Genomic DNA, 23,575 nt, shown 5'->3' on the forward strand with positions numbered 1-23,575 from the left:
CGGTCCGGTCGGGCCCGGACGGCCGCCGGTGGCTCAGGCTTTTTTTGGTGGCAGCTTCCCGAACGGCTTCAGCGGCTTGACCTCGGCCATGCCGGCCGCTTGCGGCGGCGGCAAAGCGCCCCAGGGGTTGGCTTGATCCGTGGCCTGGGACTGAGGTTGCACAGCCGGTGTCTGGCCCGGCTGCGGCGGCGCGCCAGCATGGCGGCGGTGATGGAGCACAAGCTCGGCCACGGCATCCACATGGCCGATGTCGATATCCGCGGCGCCCTGCCATGCGGCCAGTGCACGCGCCGCGCGCAGCATCACCAGGTCGGCGCGCACGCCGTCCACGGCAGCCGCCAGGCACAGCGCGCTGACGCGGTCATGCACGGCGTCGCCGAACGGCAGCCCACCAAGCGCCGCGCGGGCACGCACGACCTGGCTGGCCAGCGCCTGCTGGCGCTGCGCCACCCGCGCGCGGAAGCCATCGGGATCGGCATCGAACGCCAGCCGGGCGCGCACGATCGCCTGGCGCGCGGCCGGGTCCTCGTAGTTCGAGAGGGCCAGCGCCAGCCCGAAGCGGTCCAGCAGTTGCGGCCGCAGTTCGCCTTCCTCGGGATTCATCGTGCCAACCAGCACGAAGCGCGCCGGATGCTGGTGCGAGACGCCATCGCGCTCCACCACGTTGACGCCGCTGGCCGCCACGTCGAGCAACTGGTCCACCAGCGGATCGGGCAGCAGGTTCACCTCGTCGACATACAGCACGCCGTCGTGCGCCCGTGCCAGCAGGCCAGGCTGGAACCGCACCTCGCCCTGCTGCAGCACGTGCCCCAGGTCCAGCGTGCCGGTCAGCTGCTCTTCGCTGGCGCCCAGCGGCAGCGTCACGAACTGGCCGTGCGGCAGCAATTCGGCCAGCGCCCGCGCCGCCGTGGACTTGGCGGTGCCGCGCGGTCCGGTGACCAGCACACCGCCGATGCCGGGGTCCACGGCGGCCAGCAGCAGTGCCTGTTGCAGGGATTCCTGCCCCACCAGGGCGCTGAACGGAAAGATCGGGCGCATGGCCGCGCCATCGGCAGTGTGGGTCATTGCATCCCTTCCAGACGCTGTTCGTTGTCGAGCAGATGATGGGCGATGCGCTCGCGCTGGTCGCCCGGTTCCTGCCAAAGTCCGCGCTCCATGGCTTCCAGCAGGCGCTCGCATATGCCCTGCAGGGCGCGCGGATTGTGCCGCGCCAGGAAATCGCGCGTGGCGTCGTCATGCACGTAGGCGTCGGCCACCAGCGCGTATTGGTGATCGCCCACCACGCGGGCGGTGGCGTCGTAGCCGAACAGGTAGTCCACCGTGGCGGCCATTTCGAACGCCCCCTTGTAGCCGTGCCGCTTCACACCATCGATCCACTTCGGATTGACCACGCGCGAGCGGATCACCCGGGCGATCTCCTCGCCCAGCGTCCGCACGCGCGGAGCCGCCGGGTTGGCGTGGTCGCCATGATAGATGGCCGGCTGCGTGCCGCCCAGATGGCGCACGGCCGCCACCATGCCGCCCTGGAACTGGTAGTAGTCGTTGGCGTCCAGGATGTCGTGCTCGCGATTGTCCTGGTTTTGCAGCACCACGTCGATCTCTGCCAGCCGCGCGGCAAACGTGTCGCGGGCCTCCACGCCATCGGCCTGCTGGCCGTAGGCATAACCGCCTGCGTGCAGGTAGGCGTGCGCCAGGTCGCCATCGGTCTGCCAGCGCCGCCCATCGATCAGCGCCTGCAGGCCCGTGCCATAGTCGCCAGGCCGCGCGCCGAATACGCGCCAGCTGGCGCGTTCCAGCGCGGCGTCGGCGTCCACGCCCTGCGCCGTCAGCGCAAGCTGTTCGGCCAGCACGCGGGCGCGGATCGGGTTGATGTCCTCGGGCTCGTCCAGCGCCGCCACCGCCCGCACGGCGGCATCGAAAATCGCCACCAGGTTGGCGAATGCATCGCGGAAAAATCCGGACACCCGCAGCGTCACGTCCACGCGCGGGCGGTTGAAGATCGCCATCGGCAGGATCTCGAAATCGACCACGCGATGGCTGCCATGCGCCCATTTGGGCCGTACGCCCAGCAGCGCCATGGCCTGCGCGATATCGTCGCCGCCGGTGCGCATGGTGGCCGTGCCCCAGACCGACAAGCCCACCGCACGCGGATACTCGCCGTGCTCCTGCAGGTGCCGCTCGATCAGCTGGTCGGCCGCGCGCAGGCCCAGCGTCCAGGCGGTGCGCGTAGGCACGGCGCGCGTGTCGACCGAATAGAAGTTGCGTCCGGTGGGCAGCACGTCTGGACGGCCGCGCGACGGCGCGCCGCTGGGCCCGGCGGGTACGAAGCGGCCCGCCAGCCCGCGCGCCAGTTGCAGCAGCTCCTGCGGCCCGCAGGCATCGAGCCGCGGGGCCACCTGCTCGCGCAGGCGCGCCAGCACGGCCGCCGATCGCGGCCCGACCGGCACGTCGTCGTCCAGCAGGCGCAATGCCAGCATTTCCAGCCGCTCACGCGTATCGCCGTGATGGCGCCACGGCGCGGCATCCACGGCGGCCAGCGCCTCGGGGCGGGGTCCGGTCCAGGGCGCGGCCCAGTCGGCGTCGAGCGGATCGAAGCCGTCGCCCAGTGACAGGTCCGCCGCCAGCGCGCCCAGCAGGCTGGCCCGTCCATCGCGCCCATCCCCCACCGGAAAGCGCGCCAGCGCAGCCAGCGTATCGCGGCGCTGGCGGCCCTGCGGCGATTGCCCGAACACATGCAGGCCGTCGCGAATCTGGGACTCCTTCAGTTCGCACAGCCAGGCATCGGTACGATTCAGCAGCGCGTCTTCCTCGTCGCCACTGGCCGGGGCGTCGATGCCGAGTTCACGATGCAGCTGCTGGCCGACGATCGATTTCAGGATCTCGCGGCGCAGCAGCTTCGCGCGGCGCGGGTCCACGGTCAGCGCCTCGTGGTATTCGTCCACCTGGCGCTCCAGGTCCTGCAGCGGGCCGTAGTTCTCGGCGCGCGTAAGCGGCGGCATCAGGTGATCGATGATCACGGCCTGGGTGCGCCGCTTGGCCTGCGCGCCCTCGCCCGGGTCATTGACGATAAACGGATACAGGTGCGGCAGCGGGCCCAGGATCGCATCGGGCCAGCAGGCCTCCGACAGCGCCACGCTCTTGCCGGGTAGCCATTCCAGGTTGCCATGCTTGCCGACATGCACCACGGCATCGATGCCGAAGGTGTGCCGCAGCCAGAAATAGAACGCCAGGTAGCCGTGCGGCGGCACCAGTTCGGCATCGTGATAGCTGGCGTAGTCGTCCACGCCATATGCCCGCGCGGGCTGGATGCCGACAAACACGTTGCCGGTGCGCACGCCGGCGATCATGAAGCGGCCATCTCGCACCATCGGATCGGCATCGGGGCTGCCCCAGCGGGCGGCGATGGCGTCCTGGTTGGCCTGCGGCAGCTGCGCCAGCCACGCCAGGTAGTCAGCCATCGCCACGCTCTGGAACGCCGGGCGCCACGCATGCTGCGCCACATCGTTGGTCACGCCGCGCATCAGGCCCTGCATCAGCGCGTCGCCATCGGCGGGCAGCGGCCCCACGGCATAGCCGGCAGCCTTCAGCATGGCCAGAATCTGCACGACCGACGCCGGCGTGTCGAGCCCGACACCATTGCCGATGCGTCCTTCGCTGGCCGGGTAGTTGGCCAGGATCAGCGCCAGGCGCTTTTCGGCGGCTGGCAGCGTGCGCAGCCGGCACCAGCGGCGCGCCAGTTCGGCGACGAAACCCCCGCGTTCGGCGTCGGGCCGATAGCGCACCACATCGACTTCGGTATGCGGGCACCGATACGCCAGCCCCTTGAAGCTCACCGCGCGCGTGATGATGCGGCCATCGACCTCGGGCATCGCCACGTGCATCGCCACGTCGCGCGTGCCCAGGCCCTGGCTGTCGGCCAGCCAGTCCTCGCGATTGCCGCCACTCAGGATCACCTGCAGCACCGGCGCGTCGTTGGCCAGCGGACTATCGGCTTCGCCAGCCGTGTCGAGCGACGCCACCGAAAACGCCGTGGTATTGAGCACCAGCGAGACGCCGTGCGCGTCGCACAGCCGCTGCAGCACCTCGCGGCAGATCGGCTCCTTGAGCGAGCTGACGGCCAGCGGCAGCGGACACAGGCCGGCATCGAGCAACGCCTGGGCCATCGCATCGAACACGTCGGTATTGCCGGCCTGCAGGTGCGACCGGTAGAACAGCAGCGCCACCACGGGCGCACCGGCCAGCCCGCGCGCCGCCCATTCGCGCTGCCAGTCTTGCACTGTGGCCACGCCATGATCGCGATGGTAAAGCGCCGCCTGCGGCAGCACCTGTGCCGGCAGCACCGGCGCCGTGTGCCCATAGGCATGCTGGCCCAGGCAGCGGAAGAACTGCTCGGCATTGGCCGCCCCGCCCTCGCGCAGATAGCGCCAGAGCTGGTGCGACAGCGCAAGGGGTGCGCTGCCAAGCCGCGCGAGGTTGTCGTCCTCGTCCAGGTCGCCCGACAACATCACCAGCAACTGGCCGCGTGCGCGCGCCAGTTCGGGCAGCCGCTGCAGCCCGTAGGCCCAGTCACTGGCTCCGCCCAGGTGGTCCACCACCACCACCCGCGCGTGCTGCAGCACGTCGTCGATATAGAGATCGAGCGACGCCGGCTGGCGCAGGTACATCTGGTTGGCCAGCCGCACGCTCGGATACTCGGCGCCCAGCCGGGGCACGGCGGCGGCCAGCAGCGACAGCGTGGTGTCGGCCGCGCTCAGGATGACGATATCGCCCGGCGTCTGCGCGATGCGCAGCACCACGGCGCTGTCTTCGACAAAGCCGCCGGGCCGGGTGGACAGCAGGTGCATCGCCTGGGTCGCTTCGACTGCGTCAGCGGTCAGCGCGCCAGCGCGGCATCCAGCGACGCCTGCAGCACCGCGCCGTCGAGTTCCTGGCCGATCAGCACCACGCGCGTGCCCTGCGGCTCGCCGGCACGCCACGCGCGGTCGAAATAGCTGTCAAAACGCTGGCCCACGCCATGCAGCACCAGCCGCATGGCCTTGCCCGGCAGCGTGGCAAAGCCCTTTACGCGATAGATCGTATGCGCCGCCACCAGCTTTTGCAGTGCGGCCACCAGTGCATCCCGGTCCACCGTGCCGGCATGGACCACCACCGATTCGAACGCGTCGTGATGGTGATCGGCATGGTCGGGGTCGTCGGCACTGCCATGATGGTCGGGGCGCAGGTGAATCGTATCTTCCGACGCGCGCTGCAGGCCCAGCAGCATGCCGACGTCGAGCTTGCCAGCCTGCGCCGGCACGATCTTGACCTCTGCCGGGATCTCGGGCCGCACCAGCGCTTCCACGCTGGCGATCTGCGCGGCGTCCATCAGGTCGGTCTTGTTCAGGATCACCAGGTCGGCGCTGGCCAGCTGGTCTTCGAACAGTTCATGCAGCGGCGACTCATGGTCCAGGTTCGGATCGGCGCGACGTTGCGCGTCCACCGCCACCGGATTGGCGGCGAACTGGCCGGCCGCCGCGGCCGGCCCATCGACCACCGTGACCACCGAATCCACCGTGAAGGCATTGCGGATGCTGGGCCAGTGGAAGGCCTGCACCAGCGGCTTGGGCAGCGCCAGGCCCGACGTTTCGATCAGCACGTGGTCGATCTGGTCGCGCCGCTCCAGCAGCTGCTCCATGACGGGGAAGAATTCCTCCTGCACGGTGCAGCACAGGCAGCCATTGGCCAGTTCGTACAGCTGGCCCGTGGGCTCGCCCGCGTCGTCGCAGCCAATACCGCAACCTTTCAGGATTTCGCCGTCGATGCCCAGTTCGCCAAATTCGTTGACGATCACCGCGATGCGGCGGCCATTGGCGTGATCGAGGATATGGCGCAGCAGCGTGGTCTTGCCGCTGCCAAGAAAGCCCGTGACGATGGTGGCCGGAATCTTGGAGGTTTGCATGGAGGCTCGGGCGGAATTTGCGAAGGCGATCAGGATACGGAGATCGGAAGGGGCTGTCTATTTGCATGTGAGGACGGGCTGCGGCCGCTAACGCCTGCCTCTGCGCCACGCGGCGATGGCACCGGCGCCGATCGTCAGCGCCGCCAGCATCAGCGCGAACGCCAGGTGCCGCGCGCGTTCGGCGGGCGCTGCCGACACCGGTACGGCCTGTGGCGCCAGCCGCTGGCCGGTCACGTGTTCCGTGTCCGACTGTGCGATGGCCGGCGCGGCAGGCACGACAGAGGTCGCGGGCACCGGATGCACCGGCGCGGCCTTCGTCTCCGATGGCGAAGGCCGCGCCTTGGCGCCCTGCCCGGCCGGCGCCACCACCGCATCGGCAAGTTCCCGGCCCAACGCCCTCATGTCGATCCGCGCGGCCTTGCCCTGCTGGGCGACATGCGCCATCAGCACCGGGTTGCCGCAGGTGTTGGCGGTGCATGACAGCCCATCGCGTTGCACGCTTTCCGCGTACTGGCGCAGCAGTTCGCGGCGCTCGGCATCGGTGAAGCGGTAGCTGCCCTGGCGATCCACTTCCAGCAGGCGCGCCAGAATGCCCTGCCGCGCGTGCGGATTGGCCGCGCGGAAGAACGCGTCCATGCCCATGCCAAGCTTGTCGGCCACATAGACGTCGTAGGTCTGCTGCCAGAATGCGCCCGGCATCTGCTCAGGCACCGTCGCCTGGAAACCGTACAGGTGCTCCACTTCCTTGTACATCTCGCGGGCACCCGCGTAGCCCGACCGCTGCATCGCGGCGATCCACTTCGGATTCCATTGCCGCGCGTTCAACTCGGTGGCCAGCCACGTGCGCGCATCGACGGTCTGCGTCTGCCCTTCCCGGCGCAGATTGTGCAGCCACAGGGGCGGCGCGGTGCCGCTGACCGCGCGCGTGGCGGCCGTCAGCCCGCCCGCGTACTGGTAGGTATCGTCGTTGTCCAGCGCCCCGTAAAGCGTGCTGGTGCGCGAGAACAGCACTGCCTGGTTCGATTTCAGATGGCCGGCCAGCGCCCCCGGTGCCGATTCGCCCCAGCCGTCGGCCGAATACGCGAAGTTCATATAGCGCAGGTACTGGCGGGCCAGGCCATCGGGCGGCCCCTGGGCGTCGCGGCTTTGCTCGACCATCTGCTGCACGCCGATCGCGTAGTTGCCCGGTTTCGCCGCGAATACGCGCGCCCGCGCCAGCCTGCCGGCCTGCTCCGGCCCGATGCCCTGCCGGGCCAGCTCCGCGGCGACGTCCCGGTCATGGCGGCTAATTGCATTATTTCCGGCAGCGGCGGCCAGCCGGGCGGCCTTGTCCAGCAGTGCGATCTTGTCGCCAAACCCGTCGCGGTAAATGCCGGACGTGGTCAGCAGCACGTTCACGCGCGGTCGGCCCAGTTCGGCATCGGGAATCAACCGCACGTCCTCGACATTGCCGCGCGCATTCCACACAGGTTCCACGCCCATCAGGTACAGCGCCTCGGCTTCCATGGCGCCCTGATGGCGTTCGGTCTCGCCATACCAGAGCACCATCGACACCGTTTCGGGCCAGTTGCCGTGTTCGCGCCGGAAGCGTTCCAGCGTCTGCCCGGCCATCGTCTTGCCCAGCGCCCAGGCGGCGCGCGTGGGAATCCGGGCGCCGTCGAAAGCGTGCAGGTTGCGCCCGGTTGGCAGGCTGTCGGCCACGCGCACGGGATCACCCAATGGCCCGCTGGGCAGATAGCGGCCAGACAGCACCGTGATCAGCCCATCCAGTTCGGCCTGGGGCGATGCACGCAAGTCCGCCAGCCATTGCCGGCCAGCGTCCAGCGCACGGCGCGCATCGTCGCCGATGCCCTCCGCCAGGGCCGGTTGGCGGCCTGCCACCAGATCGGCGGCCCAGGCGTGCAAACGCGCCGGATCGGTCCTGGTGCGGGCGCCCAGCATCATCGCCAGCGCGTCGGCCTGATCGGCGGGCGCGGGCATCTGGCCCAGCACGTGGATGCCCAGCGGCATCGGCTCGGCCTCCACCTTGTGCAGGAAGGCATGCACGACCGGCTCGATGGTGTCCCACGGTGCGTTGACGTCCAGCCCCAGTTGGCGGTCCAGCTTCAGTGTCCGGATCTGTTCCAGCGCCTGCTTGCGGTACTGCGCCGACAGATCGGGCGCGCTGTCCTGCGTGGCATCGGCCTGTTCGATGGCTTCGTCCAGCGATGCCAGCACCGGCGGCTGTCCGGCGGCAGCCAGCAGCGGCGCCAGGTGGCTCACCAGTACCGCCGCACTGCGGCGCCTGGCCTGGATGGCCTCGCCGCCGCCATCCTGGATATAGATATAGGCATTCGGCAGGTCGCCCAGCAGGACTTCGGCGGCCTCGTCGCCAGATTGGCCCACCTGCTTGCCCGGCAGCCATTCCAGGGTGCCATGGCGCCCGACATGTACCACGGCGTCGGCGCCAAACGCATGCCGGTACCACAGGTAGGCGGCCACATAGGAATGCGGCGGCGGCGTGATGGTGTCGTGCGCGGCGTCCATCGCCCTGTCGAAGGTCGAACGCAGCGGTTGCGGGCCGACGAACACATTGCCGAAGAACAGACCCGGCACCACGAAGGCCGGCGCCCCGTTGGCATCGTGCGTCCGCATCAACGGGTTGCGTTCGGGCGGCCCCCAGGCGCGCACCACCGCATCGCGGAACCTCGCCGGCAAGGTATCGAACCAGCGGCGGTACTGCGCCAGCGGCACCAGCTTGACGTGCCCGGCGCGCACCATGCGATCGAGTTCGCCGGGCGACCAGGTCTCCACGTTGCGGCCGTTGGCCTCCAGCAGCGCGGTCAGCGTGGCGGTGTCGGGCATGTCGCGCCCGGTGTCGTAGCCGGCGGCCTGCAGCCGCTGCAGGATCTGCGCAAGCGTGGGCAGCGTCGCCAGATAGCTCGCGCCAATGTTGCCGCGTCCCGGCGGATTGTTGTAGTAAAGCACGGCCACATGCTTGCGCGCAGCCGGTTTGTCCTGCAGCGCAATCCAGCGCCGCACGCGCGCGACCACCGCGTCCACGCGCTCCGGCACGGCGGCGCTGGCCTTCGCGCCGTCGTGGTCTTCCTGCGTGGCAAACAGCACCGGCTCGGTGGCACCGCTGCGTTCGGGCGCCCCCAGCAGCAGCGGCAGCCGCTCGCCGGCAATGCCGCGCACGTCGGCATGCCACGCCGCGGCGCTGTCGCGCGTGGCAATCAGGTTGATGGCATGCAGCCCATGGCGCGCCAGCCAGTCCTTGTCTTCGGCGCGCGGAATTGTCAGGTTCAGGGCCAGCAGCGCACGCAGCGGCGTCGTGCCGTCCTGCGTCAGCAAGGCATCCAGGCTCGACAGCGGCCAGCCGAACGCCGGCACGGCACCGATGCCCTGCCGTTCCAGCGCATCGACTAATGCATCGACGTGCGCCAGGTCGCGCTGGCGGTAGTTCGTGGCATAGAACGAGATGCCGACCAGCGGTGCATCATCGCGCACACGCCCCGTCGACCGATACCAGCGCAGGTATGCGGCCAGCGACGCGAACGGCTGCGGTGCGCGCGGATGGTAGATGCCGGCGGCCGGCGCGGGCTTGACCGGCGGCACGGCGATCGCCGTCACGCCGGCGGCACGCTGGTGCGCCGCGACGGCCGCCGCGAGCGCCGCGGCCAGATTGTCGGCACCGCCCGCGTCCCAATAGGGTTGGATCTCGGCATTCAGCGCGGCATCGGTGTGGAGGCGCCAGGCGGCTTCGGCCACGTCGGCGGGCGCGGCCGATACCAGCGCACCGCGCGACTGCGCCCGCTGCACGCCCGGTGCCATCTGCCGCAGCACCGCCGCCGGCACGAACCACGCCTGGATGACGTCGGCCTGCGCCAGGGTGCCGGCATCGGGTGCGGTCGTCGTAAAGGTGAATTCGGCCACGTCATTGCCATGCACGGCACGGAATGTCTCGGCGGCGGCCGGCAGCAGATGCGTTTGCGATGCCACCACCAGCACGCGCACCGGCGCGCCCCATGCCAGCATCGGCAGGATCAGGCACAGGCGTAGAAGGGATGGCAGCAGGCGCCGGCAGGCGGCAGAAAGCGCGGACACGTCGGAAGCGGACTGGGGGCGTGGAGAGGGCTTGAGTGGCGGCGCAAAAAAGGGACGCCGGCGCGGCATTCTACCCGCCAGGCAGTCCTGCCCGTCATACGGCTGTGATGTATCCGCCCCCGGTATCGTGTCGCGTTGCCCGGGCTGTTGCAGCGGGCTGACAGGATGTGGTTTTTTTACCGACGACAGATTTTAGCCATGTCCGACGCGGCTAACGCTCGCAAACGGCAGCTTTCGCCACAATCGGCAAGTTCGCCACCCGGTCGGCTGTAAAAAAGACAACGCCGGGACATGCCCCAAGGCGGCTCCCGGCTGATGGGCGGTAAATCTACCCCACCATCCGGGTGACGGCAATCATTCTTGTGGGGGAGCCCACATGATGCATGGTGACCCATCGTGTACGTTGCGCCGTATCGTCTATATTTGACCGCATGGCGCGCACACAACCGAAACGACTCACACGCCGTACGACAGCCCCGGGAGGTAACTGCCATGCGTTCGCTTGCAAACTTGTTCAGTCCGCCGACGCCAGAGAAGATCGCCGAGAAGGAACTGCAAGACATGAGGCTGACGCTTTTCCAGGCAGAACGTCGCCTGCTTGAAGCGCAGATGCAAGTCGATTATTACCGCAACATGATCGCCTTCCTCGAAGAGGTACACGCCACCGGCGTGGAAGGCGTGGCGGACCGGCGCTTTGCGTCGCCGCCGCAACCCGAAACGCCGCAGTTGCAAGCGGCGCCCCCTCGCAGCACCCCTGGCCTGGCCACGATTCCGATCGTTCCCACGGCCGCCTGACTCCGCCTGGAAGCCTGACAAGCCATCGCACGGACGCTCCGGCGCCCGTGCGATACTGGCCGCTTTCCCGCATCCACAGGAACGGCCATGAGCTTGCTGCCCGCCATTGAAATTGACACCGCACCGAATCCGACCCACGCCGTGATCTGGATGCATGGGCTGGGGGCGGATGGCAGCGACTTCGTACCCGTGGTGCCCGAGCTGGGCCTGCCCGACACGCTGGCCGTGCGCTTTGTCTTTCCGCATGCCCCGGCCATCCCCGTCACCTGCAATGGCGGCTACGTCATGCCCGCGTGGTACGACATCTATTCGCTCGACGAAGCCGGCCGCAAGGCCGACGTGGCGGGCATCGCGCAGTCGCGCGACGCCATCCGTGCCCTGATCGACCGCGAAACCGGGCGTGGCATTCCGGCCGCGAACATCGTGCTGGCCGGATTCTCGCAAGGCGGCGCCATTGCCTACACCACGGCCCTGACGCACCCGCAGACACTGGCCGGCGTGATCGCGCTGTCCACCTACATTCCGTCGCCCGAACTGATCGCGGCCGAAGCCACCCCGGCCAACGCCAACACGCCGGTCTTTGCCGCCCATGGCACGGCCGACGATGTGGTGCCCTTGACGCTGGGCACCCGCGCCCGCGATTTCCTCACCGAACGCGGCCAGCCGGTGACCTGGCATGCGTACGGCAACATGCCCCATTCGGTCTGCCTGGAAGAGATCGCCGATATCGGCACATGGCTGCAGGCGCGCTTGGGCTGACAGGCCTTTCTGGTGCTTCCGTTGCCAGGTGCGCTACCGGGTGCGCTACTGGTTGCGTTACCATCACGCGCCCCGCCTTTCAGGATGTTCGCCAATGATCCCCGCCTCGCCGCCGCCCCGCATCGATTTCAACACCCGCAAGGCGCTGATGTTCGCGCTGATGGCCGAACGGCTATCCGCGTTCTACGAACACGGCCAATGGATGACCGAAGCCCAGGGCGCCACGCTGGCCGGCAACTGGCTGTCGCGCTCGAAGCTGCAGCTGGCGCTGTCCGAGCGCCGCTTGCTGTCGGACCTGAGCGACCAGCTGGCCCGCCAACTGGCCGCCACGCTGTCGCGCGAAGCCGGCCTGTACGCATCGCACGAGATGATGGAAGCCCTGGACCCGAACTATCAGTCAGCCTTCGCCCACGACATGCTGGACGAATGCGACCGGATGCTGCGGGAGAATGGGGTGGAGGATTAATGTCGATTCAGCATCACTTTCTACGCCGCCTGGGGCCGAATTATTGACTTTTATCCCCGTTTCATTAAATTATCCAACTCAGGATAATTAAAGATAAACGGATGCGCTACTTCAGCAGACCGGAGCTTGCCTCCGAGCTCGCCGCCCAGTTGCAGGGCCTTGCGGTATTTGGCGACGCACAGAACGGGCTGTTTCTCGCGGCACCCCGACGCACCGGAAAATCGATGTTCTTGCAGTACGACTTGCGCCCGGCTCTTGAAAAGGCAGACGTACTGGTGATCTACGTCGATCTCTGGTCAGACCAGCGCAAGGACCCCGGCGAGCTGATTGCAGAAGGGATTGCGCATGCACTGGCCGAGAATCAGGGCGTGGTGGCCCGTACTGCGCGCAAGGCACGCCTGGAAAGCGTCACCATCGCGGGCACGCTGAAGATAGACACCTCCCGGGTGGGCAGTATCGACGGCGCGACGTTGCCGCAGGCCCTCCAGGCACTGCACAAGAAAACGGGCAAGCCCATCGCGTTGCTGATCGACGAAGCCCAGCATGCATTGACCAGCGAATCTGGCGAAACCGCCATGGCCGCGCTGAAGTCCGCGCGCGATCAGATGAACACGCCCGAGGCTATCGCGCTAATGCTTGTCATGTCCGGCTCGGACCGCGACAAACTGTTACGGCTGGTCAACTCCACCAGCGCCCCGTTCTACGGCTCGTCCATCCACCAGATGCCCACCCTGGGCAAAAGCTATGTGGCGCACGTCGCGACACTGATCGAGCAGCAACGCAGCGACTTGCGGCCGGTCGATCAGCCGGCGCTGCTCGAAGCGTTCCAGCTTTTCGGATATCGGCCACAGTTCTTCCATGCAGCGATCGGCGAATCGTTGAATCCGCTCGAAGCCGACAACGGCGAGCGGTTCGAACTGCGCGTACTTGCCGCCGCCCGCAGACGGCAGGCACAGGACACGGCACAGATGAAGTCAGACTACCTGGGCCTCAAGCCGCTTGAGCAGGCCGTGCTGGCGCGGATGCTGTCGATCGGCAGCAAGTTTCGGCCTTACGACGCAGAATCGCTGGCGTTCTACCGCCAGCACTGCCCCGGCATGACCGTTTCACCGCAAAAAGTCCAGGCGGCGCTGGAAAGCCTGCGTGACCGATCGCCGGCTCTGGTATGGAAATCGGCCCGCGGCGAATATTCCGTGCAGGATTCCACCATGCACGAATGGTTCAAGGACCTCAGCCAGCGTGACGGCTGGCCGCCGTCCGAAGGCTGAGGCCCCGTCCAGTTGTCTACGGCGCCTGTACCGCCGCCCGTTTTACGCTTTTCGGATTCAGTCGTTCGGCATCGAGCCGGCGGAACACCAGGGCGGAGAACAGCGTGATGATGCCCACCGACAGGAAGGCCAGCCGGTAGGCCGGCGCCGCGACACCGAGTTTCACCGAGAACAGACTGACGAGCCCGCCGCCGATGGTGACGCCCAGGCCGATGGCCAGCATCTGGACCATCGAGAACAGGCTGTTGCCGCTGCCAGCGTCCTCGCGGGTCAAACCCTTCAGTGTCACACTGTTCATCGCCGCGAACTGCATCGAATTGGCGGCGCCGAACGTGGCCAGCTGCAAGATCGACATGGCCAGCGGCCAGCCCGGCGAGATGGCCGAGAACGACGCGATGGATGCGCCGACAATCACCGTATTGACGAGCAGGAACGTGTCGTAGCCAAAGCGATTCACCAGCGGCACGATCCAGCGTTTGGAGATCGTGCCGGCAATGGCCACCGGCAGCAGCATCATGCCGGAGTGCAGCGGCGAATAGCCCAGCTGCAGCTGGAACAGCAGCGGCAGCAGGAACGGCACCGCGCCCGACCCGATCCGGCAGACCAGGTTGCCGATCAGGCCCACGCTGAAGTTGGGCTCGCGGAACAGCGCCAGCCGGAACAGCGGCGTGGCATGCCGGCGCGCATGGGGGATATAGAGCAGCGCGCTGCCGATGCTGATGGCAGCCAGCAAGGCACTCCACGGGCTATGCGCGCCGTTTTCCAGCGCCAGCGAGAACGCGACCATGCATAGCGACACCAGACCGCAGCCAAGCCAGTCGAACGGCGGCGCCACACCGGCTTCGCCCGCGGGCAGGTAGCGGCGCACCGCGAAAAGTCCTACCAGCCCGACCGGCACGTTGATCAGGAAGATCCAGTGCCACGACGCGCTCTGGACCAGCCAGCCGCCCAGCACCGGCCCGAAGATCGGCCCGACCTGCCCGGCAATCGACACGAACGCCAATGCGGCGATGTACTGCTCGCCAGGGATGTTGCGCAGCACGGCCAGCCGGCCGACCGGCAGCAGCATCGAGCCGCCCACACCCTGCAGCACCCGCGCAATCACCAGCTGCGTGAGCGTATGCGCCGTGGCGCAGAACACCGAACCCAGCACGAAGATCAGGATGGCGCTGAAGTAGACGCGGCGCGTGCCGAACCTGTCGGCCAGCCAGCCCGATGCCGGGGTCAGCATCGCCATGGTCAGCGTATAGGCCACCACCACGGGTTTCAGGTCGAGCGGCTTTTCGCCCAGGCTGTGCGCCATCGATGGCAGCGCGGTATTGACGATCGTGGTGTCCAGCGTCTGCATGAAAAAGCCGGCGAAGACAATCCACAGCATGGCCTTATGGGAGACGGCCTGGTTGGCGGCGGGGGCGGGGGCGGTATTCATTGGGAAAATCCTGCTGTCATGCCAGCCCGGGAGAAACCCGGACCGTGCAAGCATGGTACGCACCCGGCACCCCATCGGGAACCCCTCTGGATTTATTGACTGCCATCGGAAAATCCGATGACAATGCGCCGATGCTCAATCCCGTCTGGATTCACACCTTCGCCACGGTGGCCACCGCGCACAGCTTTACCGATGCCGGCCGCCAGCTTGGCCTGTCGCAATCGTCGGTCAGCGACCACATCCGCCGGCTGGAACAGCGCGTCAACCGGCGCCTGTTCGTGCGCGATACCCATTCGCTGGCGCTGACGCCCGATGGCGAGGCGCTGCTGGTACATGCCCGCCTGATCCTGGAATCGCTGGCCCGCGCCGAGCAGCAGTTCAGCGCGCCGCGCCTGCAGGGTCGCGTCCGGCTCGGTTGTTCCGAAGACCTGGCGCAAGGGCCACTGCCCAATGTGCTGGCGGCCTTCCGCGCCACGCACCCGGACGTGGAACTGGAAATCACGATCGGCATGACCAGCAAGCTGTACGAATGGATCGAGGCCGGCACGCTGGACCTGATCATCGGCAAGCGGCGGGAAGGAGAACGGCGTGGCGTGCCGCTGTTTCGCGGCCAGCTCGAGTGGCTGGCGCGGCCCGGCACCGTGGTCGATGTGGGCCAGCCGCTGCCGCTGATCCTGGTCAACGAGCCCAGCGTCACACGATCGGTGGTGCTCGATACCCTGGCCACGGCGGGCTGGCGCTGGCGCGTGGTCTGCACCAGCAGCAGTCACTCGGGCTGCATTGCCGCCGCGCGCGGGGGCCTTGGCATCACGGTACGGGCGCAGAACCTGACGGGCGGCGGACTGGTGCCGCCCGTCAATGTCGATGCCCTGCCCGCCCTGCCCGATGTCGAATTCATCACGCTGGCCGCCGGGCGCCTGTCCCGCCCGGCCGACACCCTGCTGCAGTTGATCCGCAAGAGCGACCTGCGGGCACGCGTGGACTGACGCGCCGATCCCGGCCAGACGGGCCAGAGGGACCAAACGGACCAGTCGGCCGGCGCGTCAGGCCGCCGGAAGCAGCGTGCGCAGCGCCTGCCAGGCCGTCAGCAGGTGGTACGGCGTGGTGGACGGCATTTCGGCCCGGATGACGGCGCCATCCGGCGCCAGGCACTCGTGCCACCCGCGTGCGTGCAGGAAGCGTGCGCGGAACCGGTCGATCCAGGCTTCCAGTTCGGCCAGCGCCGCGGCGTCCTGCTCCACCGATGCCTTGACCATCAACGCGCGAGCGAATTCGGTCTGGGCCCAGATCCGCTCGGTGGGGTCCTGCACCGCGCCGTGGCCGTCGAGCGCGGCGCACACACCCAATGTGGCATCGGCCACGCCATGGCGGCGGGCGAACGCAAACGCCTGCGGCAGCGATGCGGCCAGCGGGCCATCGGCAAACAGCGCCGGGGCCGTCATGACCAGCGAATACCACTCGAACTGATGGCCGGGCTCGATCCGGTTGCCCAGCGTGCCCTGCGGCAGTTCGGCAACGCAACCGTTGGCCGGGTCGACAAACCGGACGTGGACGGCATCGGCCAGCGTCTTCAGCCGCTGGGCCATCCAGGCGTCGCCTGTGATATCCAGCGCCGCCAGGTAGGCCTCGGTCAGGTGCATGATCGGGTTCTGCAGCACACCGCTTTCGTTGGGCCCGAAGTTCTGCGCCAGTGCCGCGTGATAGAGACCGTTGCCGTCGGCAAAGCGCGCCTCGATCACGGCGATGGTGCGTTGCATGGTCTCCAGCGCCGCGGCGTCGCCACTGGCCCGGTGGTAATGCGCGCAGGCGAACACCACGAAAGCGTAGGTATACAGATCGCGCGTGGCGTCGAGCGCCGCACCCTGCGCGTCGATGCTGTAGATCCAGCCCCCGGCGCCATCGCCAAAATGGCGAACCAGCGACTTGAACAGCGTGGCGGCATGCGGCAGATTGCCCATCGTCGCAAAGACATAGAGCTGGCGCGCGCAGGCCATGGCGCGGTAACGCTTGTCGGGCCACGGCTGGCCGGACACGCCGTCCAGCGCCTCGTGCGCGAGCGCCATCGACGGATTCCAGCCCGGCCCGGTCCAGGACGGCAGGACGGCGGTATCGAAATGCGCCAGCAGCGCGGCAATGCGGTCGGTAAGGGTCGTGGAAACAGGCATGGTAGAGGTCCGGTCTGCCGTCCCCGGGCGCGACATGGCCCCAGGAACCCAAGGCCGCACACGATATCAGGACCGATGCCCCCAGCATAGGCCGCGGACGCCGCACTGCGGCATTTCTGCTGGAAATGGCGCGGTGCGGTGCTATGTTGAAAGTCCACCGGGGCTTCTGCCTGGTGGTGAATCAAGGGAGTACCGTTATGCAGACCCATCCGATGTCCCTGTCCGACCAGCGCCGCACCCTGGTCATGCATGTCATGGAAGACCCGCCCGGACGCTACACCTGGCGCATCATCGTCGAGGAAAAATGCGGCGGCGCCGACTGCGACAGCACCATTGAGGCGCAAACCGACTATCCGTCGCACGCCGAAGCCGAAGCTGCCTGCTGGGTCGCCGGCAATGGCATGCTCGACGGCCGACGCACCACGGACGAAGTCGCCGGCACCCGACACTAGCCGAACCGAACGTGGCTGCAATGCGCGAATATGCGTGACATTACGTGACGATGCGACCCAATAGGCGCTTGAAGCGCCGCTGAACCCCTTGAACATGGCCGGTGGCCGCCATAGGCTGGAAGCCCGTAGGGAGAAAAGCGATGGAAAAGCCGACTGTTAGCCCCAACCGCTTTGTCGAAATCCTGAACGAGCGGCTGACCCAGCATCCCCTCTATCGCGAGGGGATGCATGTGTACGCCATTCCGGCCCATTCGGATACCCCGCGCAGCCTTGTCTGCGTCGGCCCACGTGGCACCGAGGGGATTTGCGCCACGATCGAGAACATCGTTCGCGGCGAGTGCGATGTCTTCCCAGATATCGCACAGGAATGGCATCGCCAACCACCGAGGCCGCAACGCGCGCACCACGCGCGCTGAGCGGCGCTGCATCCCAGGCCCATGGCCGGCATTGCGCCGGCCTGGCACACATCGCTTGCCGCCCGACCGCGCCCACTGGCTAGCCGGCTGGACTGTCTTTTTCGACACAATCCTGCACCAACCGCTCCGGCTGGATACAATGACTGCCGCTATCCCTGCCCGGAGCGCCGATGAAGAAAGCATTCGAAATCGAAGGCGCGGTAGACGGCTTGCCCGTTGCCCGCGTCCAGTCGATCCCGGAAACCAGTGAGGCCCGCGCCGCTGCCGTGGCCGCCACCGTGGCCCGCACGGCCATCGATCTGGCGGACCACGCCATGCGCAACTGGACCGACCCGCTGGACGGGCCGGTGCGCATCGGCTCGGCCGAACACCTGCGCATGTTCTGCAACATGTTGCTGCAGACCCACAACCCGTACAAGCCGTCGGTCATCGACTGGCCAAAACTGCCGCCCGACGCGCTCAAGCGCGTGACCTCCCTGCCCATCTGGGATATCGCCGTACAGACCGAAGGGCGCGCCTCGGTACGGGTGCACAGCTTTGCCGCCCGCCAGAAGGATGCCCTGCTGCGCAGCGCGCTGGAAATGGATGCCGACGAGGAAGCGCGCCACAAGGTGGTGCTCTCGAAGCTGGTACAGGCGTACGGCATCACGCTGGCGCCCGAACCCGAATACCTGCCGCCCGCCGACGCCGAATGGGGTTGGCTGGTCACCGGCTACAGCGAGTGCATCGACAGCTTCGCCGCGTTCGGCCTGTTCGCGGCAGCCAAGGATTCGGGTTTCTTTCCGGCCGAACTGGTGGAGACCTTCGAGCCGGTGATCCAGGAAGAAGGCCGCCATATCCTGTTTTTTGCCAACTGGGTGGCGTGGTATCGCAAGAGCCTGCCGTGGTGGCGCCGCCCGGCCTTCGCGCTCAAGGTCGCACGTGTCTGGCTGTTCCTGATCCGCGAGCGCATCGGCCTGGCCAAGGGCATCGACGTCAAGGCTGACGGCACCGCGCAGGATGCCAACTTTCCGATGAACGCCGCCGGATCGCTGGGCCAGACGCTGTCGGCGGGCGCCATGATCGATCTGTGCCTGGCCGAGAACGAACGGCGCATGGCGGGGTATGATGCGCGCCTTGTCCGGCCCACCACCGTGCCCAGGCTGGCCCGCCTGGCGCGGCGATTCATCAAATAAGACCCATGCTGCTGTTCGGATTGTCCCTGCTGACCCTGGTGGTCTGGTGCGTACTGGTATTCGCCCGCGCCGGATTCTGGCGCGTGCGCAAACCCGCTCCCTCCCCTCAACCGGCCCACTGGCCGCCCGTGATCGGCGTGATTCCGGCCCGCAACGAAGCCGATGTGATTGCCCGCGCCGTGACCGGGGTACTGAACCAGCAATATCCCGGCCGCCTGCAGCTCGTCGTGGTGGATGACCACAGCACCGACGGCACGGCCGATATCGCCCGGTCCGCCGCCGTTTCCATCGGCAAGGGCGAAGCGTTGACGGTGATCGGCGCGCGCGACCTGCCGGCCGGCTGGAGCGGCAAGGTCTGGGCGCAGTCCGAGGGGCTGGCCGCTGCCGATCAGCGCATGCCCGACGCCGGGTTCGTGTTCCTGACCGACGCCGACATCTGGCACGGCCCGCACACCGTGCGCGAACTGGTCGCCCGCGCCGAACACGAGCAGCGCGACCTGACGTCCCTGATGGTGCGTCTGCGCTGCGAATCGTGGTGGGAACGCATGATCGTGCCGGCTTTTGTCTTCTACTTCGCCAAACTTTACCCATTCCAGCGCGTGGCCGACCCGCACAGCAAGGTGGCCGGCGCGGCCGGCGGCTGCATGCTGGCACGGCGTTCGGCACTGGCCCGGATCGGCGGCTTTGCGGCGATTCGCGGCGAGCTGATCGACGACTGCAGCCTGGCGGCGAAGATCAAGGCAGGCGGTTCCATCCGGCTGGACTTGGCCGATGACAGCGTGTCGCTGCGCCCGTATGACGACTGGCAAAGCCTTTGGAACATGATTGCGCGCAGTGCCTATACGCAGTTGCACTATTCGCCCGTGATGCTGGCGGGTGCCACGCTGGGCATGATCCTGACCTATCTGGCGCCGCCCGTACTGGCGCTTGCCGGCGGCGCAGCGGCATGGCCGGCCTGGCTGGCCTGGGTCCTGATGGCAATCAGCTACCGTCCGATGCTGCGCGAGTATCGCCAGCCCGCATGGCTGGCACCGCTGCTGCCGCTGACGGCGCTGTTCTATCTGGGCGCCACGCTCGATTCGGCGCGCCGCTTCTATCTGCGCCGGGGCGGTCAGTGGAAGGGCCGCAATCAGGCGCCCGTCCGCTCCTGAGCACCCGGGGCCGTCGGGCCGCGCCTGGCCGGTTATTTCAAGTAACCGTTATCGCGGAACCAGTGCAGCGCATCGCGTAGCGCCTCCTGGTATGGGCGCGCGGTATAGCCCAGTTCGCGCTCGGCCTTGGCCGACGTGAAGAACATCCGGTATTGCGACATCTTCAGGCCGTCAACGGTCACGAACGGCTCTTTTTTTGTGAACTGGGCAACGGCTTCGGCCACCCGGGCAATCGGGTACAGCGGCCAGCGCGGCAGTTCGATGGTCGGCGCCTTGCGCCCGGCCATGCCGGCGATGTCGGCCAGCATCTGCCGCAGCAGCACATCCTGGCCGCCAAGAATGTAGCGTTCGCCGATGCGGCCTTTGTCCAGCGCCAGGAAATGGCCGTTCGCCACATCGTCGACGTGGGCCAGGTTCAGGCCGGTCTCGACGAATGCCGGGATCTTTCCCGTAGCCGCTTCGACGATGATCCGGCCCGTCGGTGTGGGACGCACGTCACGTGGCCCGATCGGTGTGGACGGATTCACGATCACGGCGGGTAGCCCCTCGGCCACCAGCCGCTCCACCTCGCGCTCGGCCAGGACCTTGCTGCGCTTGTAGGCGCCGATGGCCTCGTGGCCCGCCATGGCGGCCGTCTCATCCACGGGACCGGTGGCACCGGCCACCCGCAGCGTGGCGACGCTGCTGGTATAGACAATGCGCTCGACGCCAGCGTCCCGCGCCGCGTTCATCGTCGTGACCGTGCCGTCCACGTTGGCGCGGACGATTTCCTCGGGATCGGGCGCCCACAGGCGGTAGTCGGCCGCCACGTGGAACAGGTAGCGGACGCCGGCCATGGCGCGCGCCATGGCGGCTGGATCGCGCATGTCGCCTTCCACGACCTCTACCGGAAGCCCGGCCAGGTTGGCGCGCGGACTGGTGGCACGGACCAGCACCCGCACCTGGAAGCCGCGTTCCAGCGCCTGGCGCATGACCGAAGAACCCAGGAAGCCCGAAGCCCCTGTCACGAGAATGCAATTGTGAATTTCAAATCCCCTATGGGCGTTGCGGACGCGTTGAACGAGAATCCGCCGTTTATACCAAGACGCAGGGCCGCATTTTCACCGGAATGACCCTGTTGGCAACAGCCAACGCGGCGGCATGAAAATCCGACCCGGTATATAGTACCTACCGTGAACCGGAAAAGTGATGCCGGAATACCAAAATAACTGATGTGTTCGAATCTTCACAAGAGGGTCGGGGGGCCGTCTCCATGCAGGTGATCCTTGCCAAACCCAGGGGCTTTTGCGCGGGCGTGGTCCGTGCGATCGAAATCGTGGACCGTGCCCTGATCAAGCACGGCGCCCCCGTATATGTTCGCCATGAGATCGTCCACAACAAGCATGTGGTGGAATCGTTGCGAAAAAAAGGCGCGCGCTTCGTCGAGGAGCTCGACGAAGTACCGGGTGACGCGGTCACCATCTTCAGCGCCCACGGCGTGGCGCGCAGTGTGATCGCTGAGGCACAACGCCGCGATTTGCACGCAATCGACGCCACCTGCCCGCTGGTGATCAAGGTCCATAACCAGGGCCGCCAGTACGCCGCCGCCGGCCGCCACGTGATCCTGATCGGCCACGCCGGCCACCCTGAGGTCGAAGGCACGATGGGGCAGATTCCGGGCAAGGTGCTGCTGGTCCAGGACGAGGCCGAAGTGGCCGCGCTGGACCTGCCGGCCGACGCACCTGTGGCATATATCACCCAGACCACGTTGTCCGTGGACGACACCCGTAATATCATTGCGGCGCTCCACCGGCGTTTTTCCGATCTGGTGGGGCCCAGCACGCGCGATATCTGCTATGCCACGCAAAATCGGCAAAGTGCGGTACGGGAATTATCCGAGCGCGTGGATGTCATTCTCGTGATCGGGGCCACCAACAGTTCGAATTCGAACCGGCTGCGCGAAATCGGCACGGAAAGTGGCGTGCCGAGTTACCTGATTGCCGACGGCAGCGAACTGGATCCGGCCTGGGTCCGCAACGCCGACGTGGTTGGCATTACCGCGGGTGCTTCGGCACCCGAAGACATGGTGGAAGACGTCATTGCCGCCCTGCGACGCCTTGGTCCGGTCAACGTATCGGTCATGGAAGGCATCGAGGAACATGCCGAATTCCGCCTGCCGGCTGAACTAGCCGATGCAACGCTGGCCCCAGGGGCCAGAAGAACAACTGATATCAGTGACGCCCAGCTTGCCGACCAGACGGCGGCCGGCTGAACCGACACACTGAACCTGACAGGAAGCACCCCCTTGGCCATTCCGTTTCTCCAGGTCGCCCGCGTAGGCGCCTACATCGCACGCAAGCATCTGTCCGGGCAAAAGCGTTACCCGCTGGCCTTGATGCTCGAACCCCTGTTCCGCTGCAACCTGGCCTGCTCCGGCTGCGGCAAGATCGACTATCCGGACCCCATCCTGAACCAGCGCCTGTCGGTACAGGAATGCCTGGAAGCGGTCGACGAATGCGGCGCCCCCGTGGTGTCGATCGCCGGCGGCGAGCCGCTGCTGCACAAGGACATGCCGGAAATCGTGCGTGGCATCATCGCCCGCAAGCGTTTCGTCTACCTGTGCACCAATGCCCTGCTGCTGGAAAAGAAGATCGACCAGTACCAGCCGAGCCCGTATTTCGTGTGGTCGATCCACCTGGACGGCGACCGCGAGATGCACGATCACTCGGTCAACCAGGAAGGCGTGTACGACCGCTGCGTCGAAGCCATCCGCATGGCCAAGGAACGTGGCTTCCGCGTCAACATCAACTGCACGCTGTTCAACGATGCCAAACCGGACCGCGTGGCCCAGTTCTTCGACTCGGTCAAGGCGATGGGCGTGGACGGCATCACGGTGTCGCCGGGCTATGCCTACGAACGCGCGCCGGACCAGCAGCACTTCCTGCACCGCGGCAAGACCAAGCAACTGTTCCGCGACATCCTGGCGCGCGGCAACGCCGGCAAGAAGTGGGCGTTCAGCCAGTCGACGATGTTCCTGGATTTCCTGGCCGGCAACCAGACCTACAAGTGCACGCCGTGGGGCAACCCGGCACGCACCGTGTTCGGCTGGCAGCGTCCGTGCTACCTGGTCGGCGAAGGCTATGTGAAGACCTTCAAGGAACTGATGGAAGGCACCGACTGGGACGCCTACGGCGTTGGCAACTACGAAAAGTGCGCCAACTGCATGGTGCACAGCGGTTTCGAGGCGACGGCCGTGGCCGACACGTTCTCGCACCCGCTCAAGGCGCTGGGCGTGAGCCTGCGCGGCGTGAAGACCGACGGCCCGATGGCCCCGGACATCCCGCTGGACAAGCAGCGCCCCGCCGAATACGTGTTCTCGCGCCACGTGGAGATCAAGCTGGCCGAGATCGGCAACCTGAAGAAGGCGCAGGGCAGCCGCGCCGAGGCCGTGCAGGCCGCGCAGGTTCACTGAGCACCATGAAAAACGGCCGCCCGA

General features: G+C 67.2%; 18 protein-coding genes. 11 read left to right on the top strand and 7 right to left on the bottom strand.

Features of this window, described 5'->3' with window-relative positions:
• Positions 1-33: 33 nt before the first annotated feature.
• From D9X30_RS29455 to D9X30_RS29470, 4 genes are all read right to left on the bottom strand, one after another.
• Entirely contained in the window at positions 34-1,065 is a 1,032-nt protein-coding gene (locus tag D9X30_RS29455) for a magnesium chelatase ATPase subunit I (RefSeq protein WP_228771024.1), read from the bottom strand.
• Complete coding sequence (gene cobN / locus D9X30_RS29460) at positions 1,062-4,844, bottom strand: cobaltochelatase subunit CobN (RefSeq protein WP_153949309.1); 3,783 nt, start codon at positions 4,842-4,844, stop codon at positions 1,062-1,064. Before cobN ends, D9X30_RS29455 begins: the two co-directional genes overlap by 4 nt.
• 29 nt (positions 4,845-4,873) lie before the next feature.
• Positions 4,874-5,938 carry a cobalamin biosynthesis protein CobW gene (gene cobW / locus D9X30_RS29465; protein ID WP_153949308.1) on the bottom strand — a complete coding sequence of 355 codons (1,065 nt, stop codon included), beginning with the start codon at positions 5,936-5,938 and terminating at the stop codon, positions 4,874-4,876.
• Between the two features lie 87 nt (positions 5,939-6,025).
• A complete protein-coding gene (locus D9X30_RS29470) occupies positions 6,026-10,024 on the bottom strand; it encodes a cobaltochelatase subunit CobN (RefSeq protein WP_153949307.1) in 3,999 nt (1,332 codons plus the stop codon).
• Between the two features lie 492 nt (positions 10,025-10,516).
• Here D9X30_RS29470 and D9X30_RS29475 point away from each other — a divergent pair, with 492 nt between their 5' ends.
• The 4 genes from D9X30_RS29475 to D9X30_RS29490 all read left to right on the top strand — a co-directional run bounded on the left by D9X30_RS29475 (position 10,517) and on the right by D9X30_RS29490 (position 13,312).
• Complete coding sequence (locus tag D9X30_RS29475) at positions 10,517-10,819, top strand: hypothetical protein (protein ID WP_153949306.1); 303 nt, start codon at positions 10,517-10,519, stop codon at positions 10,817-10,819.
• A gap of 87 nt (positions 10,820-10,906) precedes the next feature.
• A complete protein-coding gene (locus tag D9X30_RS29480) occupies positions 10,907-11,578 on the top strand; it encodes an alpha/beta hydrolase (RefSeq protein WP_153949305.1) in 672 nt (223 codons plus the stop codon).
• 94 nt (positions 11,579-11,672) lie between these two features.
• A complete protein-coding gene (locus D9X30_RS29485) occupies positions 11,673-12,044 on the top strand; it encodes a hypothetical protein (RefSeq protein ID WP_153949304.1) in 372 nt (123 codons plus the stop codon).
• A gap of 101 nt (positions 12,045-12,145) precedes the next feature.
• The gene (locus D9X30_RS29490) at positions 12,146-13,312 is read left to right on the top strand and encodes an AAA family ATPase (RefSeq protein WP_153949303.1); all 1,167 of its coding nucleotides are present in this window, start codon (positions 12,146-12,148) and stop codon (positions 13,310-13,312) included.
• A 16-nt stretch (positions 13,313-13,328) separates the two neighbouring features.
• On the opposite strand, the gene mdtD is transcribed toward D9X30_RS29490, so the two are convergent.
• Positions 13,329-14,741: a multidrug transporter subunit MdtD gene (gene mdtD / locus D9X30_RS29495; RefSeq protein ID WP_153949302.1), complete on the bottom strand. Its 1,413-nt coding sequence runs from the start codon at positions 14,739-14,741 to the stop codon at positions 13,329-13,331.
• A 131-nt stretch (positions 14,742-14,872) separates the two neighbouring features.
• Here mdtD and D9X30_RS29500 point away from each other — a divergent pair, with 131 nt between their 5' ends.
• Positions 14,873-15,727, top strand: a complete 855-nt coding sequence (locus tag D9X30_RS29500; RefSeq protein ID WP_153949301.1) for a LysR family transcriptional regulator — start codon at positions 14,873-14,875, stop codon at positions 15,725-15,727.
• Positions 15,728-15,784: 57 nt separating this feature from the next.
• On the opposite strand, the gene D9X30_RS29505 is transcribed toward D9X30_RS29500, so the two are convergent.
• Complete coding sequence (locus D9X30_RS29505) at positions 15,785-16,906, bottom strand: AGE family epimerase/isomerase (protein WP_153949300.1); 1,122 nt, start codon at positions 16,904-16,906, stop codon at positions 15,785-15,787.
• A 212-nt stretch (positions 16,907-17,118) separates the two neighbouring features.
• Between D9X30_RS29505 and D9X30_RS29510 the strand changes: the two genes are divergently transcribed.
• The 4 genes from D9X30_RS29510 (at position 17,119) to D9X30_RS29525 (ending at position 20,100) form a co-directional block, all read left to right on the top strand.
• Complete coding sequence (locus tag D9X30_RS29510) at positions 17,119-17,358, top strand: hypothetical protein (RefSeq protein ID WP_502799703.1); 240 nt, start codon at positions 17,119-17,121, stop codon at positions 17,356-17,358.
• Between the two features lie 140 nt (positions 17,359-17,498).
• Positions 17,499-17,774, top strand: coding sequence for a hypothetical protein (locus D9X30_RS29515; RefSeq protein WP_153949298.1), 276 nt, complete (start codon positions 17,499-17,501; stop codon positions 17,772-17,774).
• Between the two features lie 314 nt (positions 17,775-18,088).
• The gene (locus D9X30_RS29520; RefSeq protein ID WP_194946577.1) at positions 18,089-18,949 is read left to right on the top strand and encodes a ferritin-like domain-containing protein; all 861 of its coding nucleotides are present in this window, start codon (positions 18,089-18,091) and stop codon (positions 18,947-18,949) included.
• A 5-nt stretch (positions 18,950-18,954) separates the two neighbouring features.
• On the top strand, positions 18,955-20,100 hold the full coding sequence (locus tag D9X30_RS29525) for a glycosyltransferase (RefSeq protein ID WP_194946575.1): 1,146 nt from the start codon (positions 18,955-18,957) through the stop codon (positions 20,098-20,100).
• A 32-nt stretch (positions 20,101-20,132) separates the two neighbouring features.
• Here D9X30_RS29525 and hpnA read toward each other — a convergent pair whose 3' ends face one another.
• Positions 20,133-21,113 (bottom strand): hopanoid-associated sugar epimerase, encoded by a 981-nt coding sequence (hpnA, locus tag D9X30_RS29530; RefSeq protein WP_502799705.1) that lies wholly within the window; start codon positions 21,111-21,113, stop codon positions 20,133-20,135.
• Between the two features lie 239 nt (positions 21,114-21,352).
• On the opposite strand from hpnA, the gene ispH reads away from it, so the two are divergent.
• The gene (ispH, locus tag D9X30_RS29535; protein ID WP_153949296.1) at positions 21,353-22,351 is read left to right on the top strand and encodes a 4-hydroxy-3-methylbut-2-enyl diphosphate reductase; all 999 of its coding nucleotides are present in this window, start codon (positions 21,353-21,355) and stop codon (positions 22,349-22,351) included.
• A 33-nt stretch (positions 22,352-22,384) separates the two neighbouring features.
• The gene (gene hpnH, locus D9X30_RS29540) at positions 22,385-23,551 is read left to right on the top strand and encodes an adenosyl-hopene transferase HpnH (RefSeq protein WP_092597627.1); all 1,167 of its coding nucleotides are present in this window, start codon (positions 22,385-22,387) and stop codon (positions 23,549-23,551) included.
• Positions 23,552-23,575 lie beyond the last annotated feature (24 nt).

Source organism: Cupriavidus sp. U2 (assembly GCF_009663685.2).
In the GTDB taxonomy this organism is placed as follows: domain Bacteria; phylum Pseudomonadota; class Gammaproteobacteria; order Burkholderiales; family Burkholderiaceae; genus Cupriavidus; species Cupriavidus necator_C.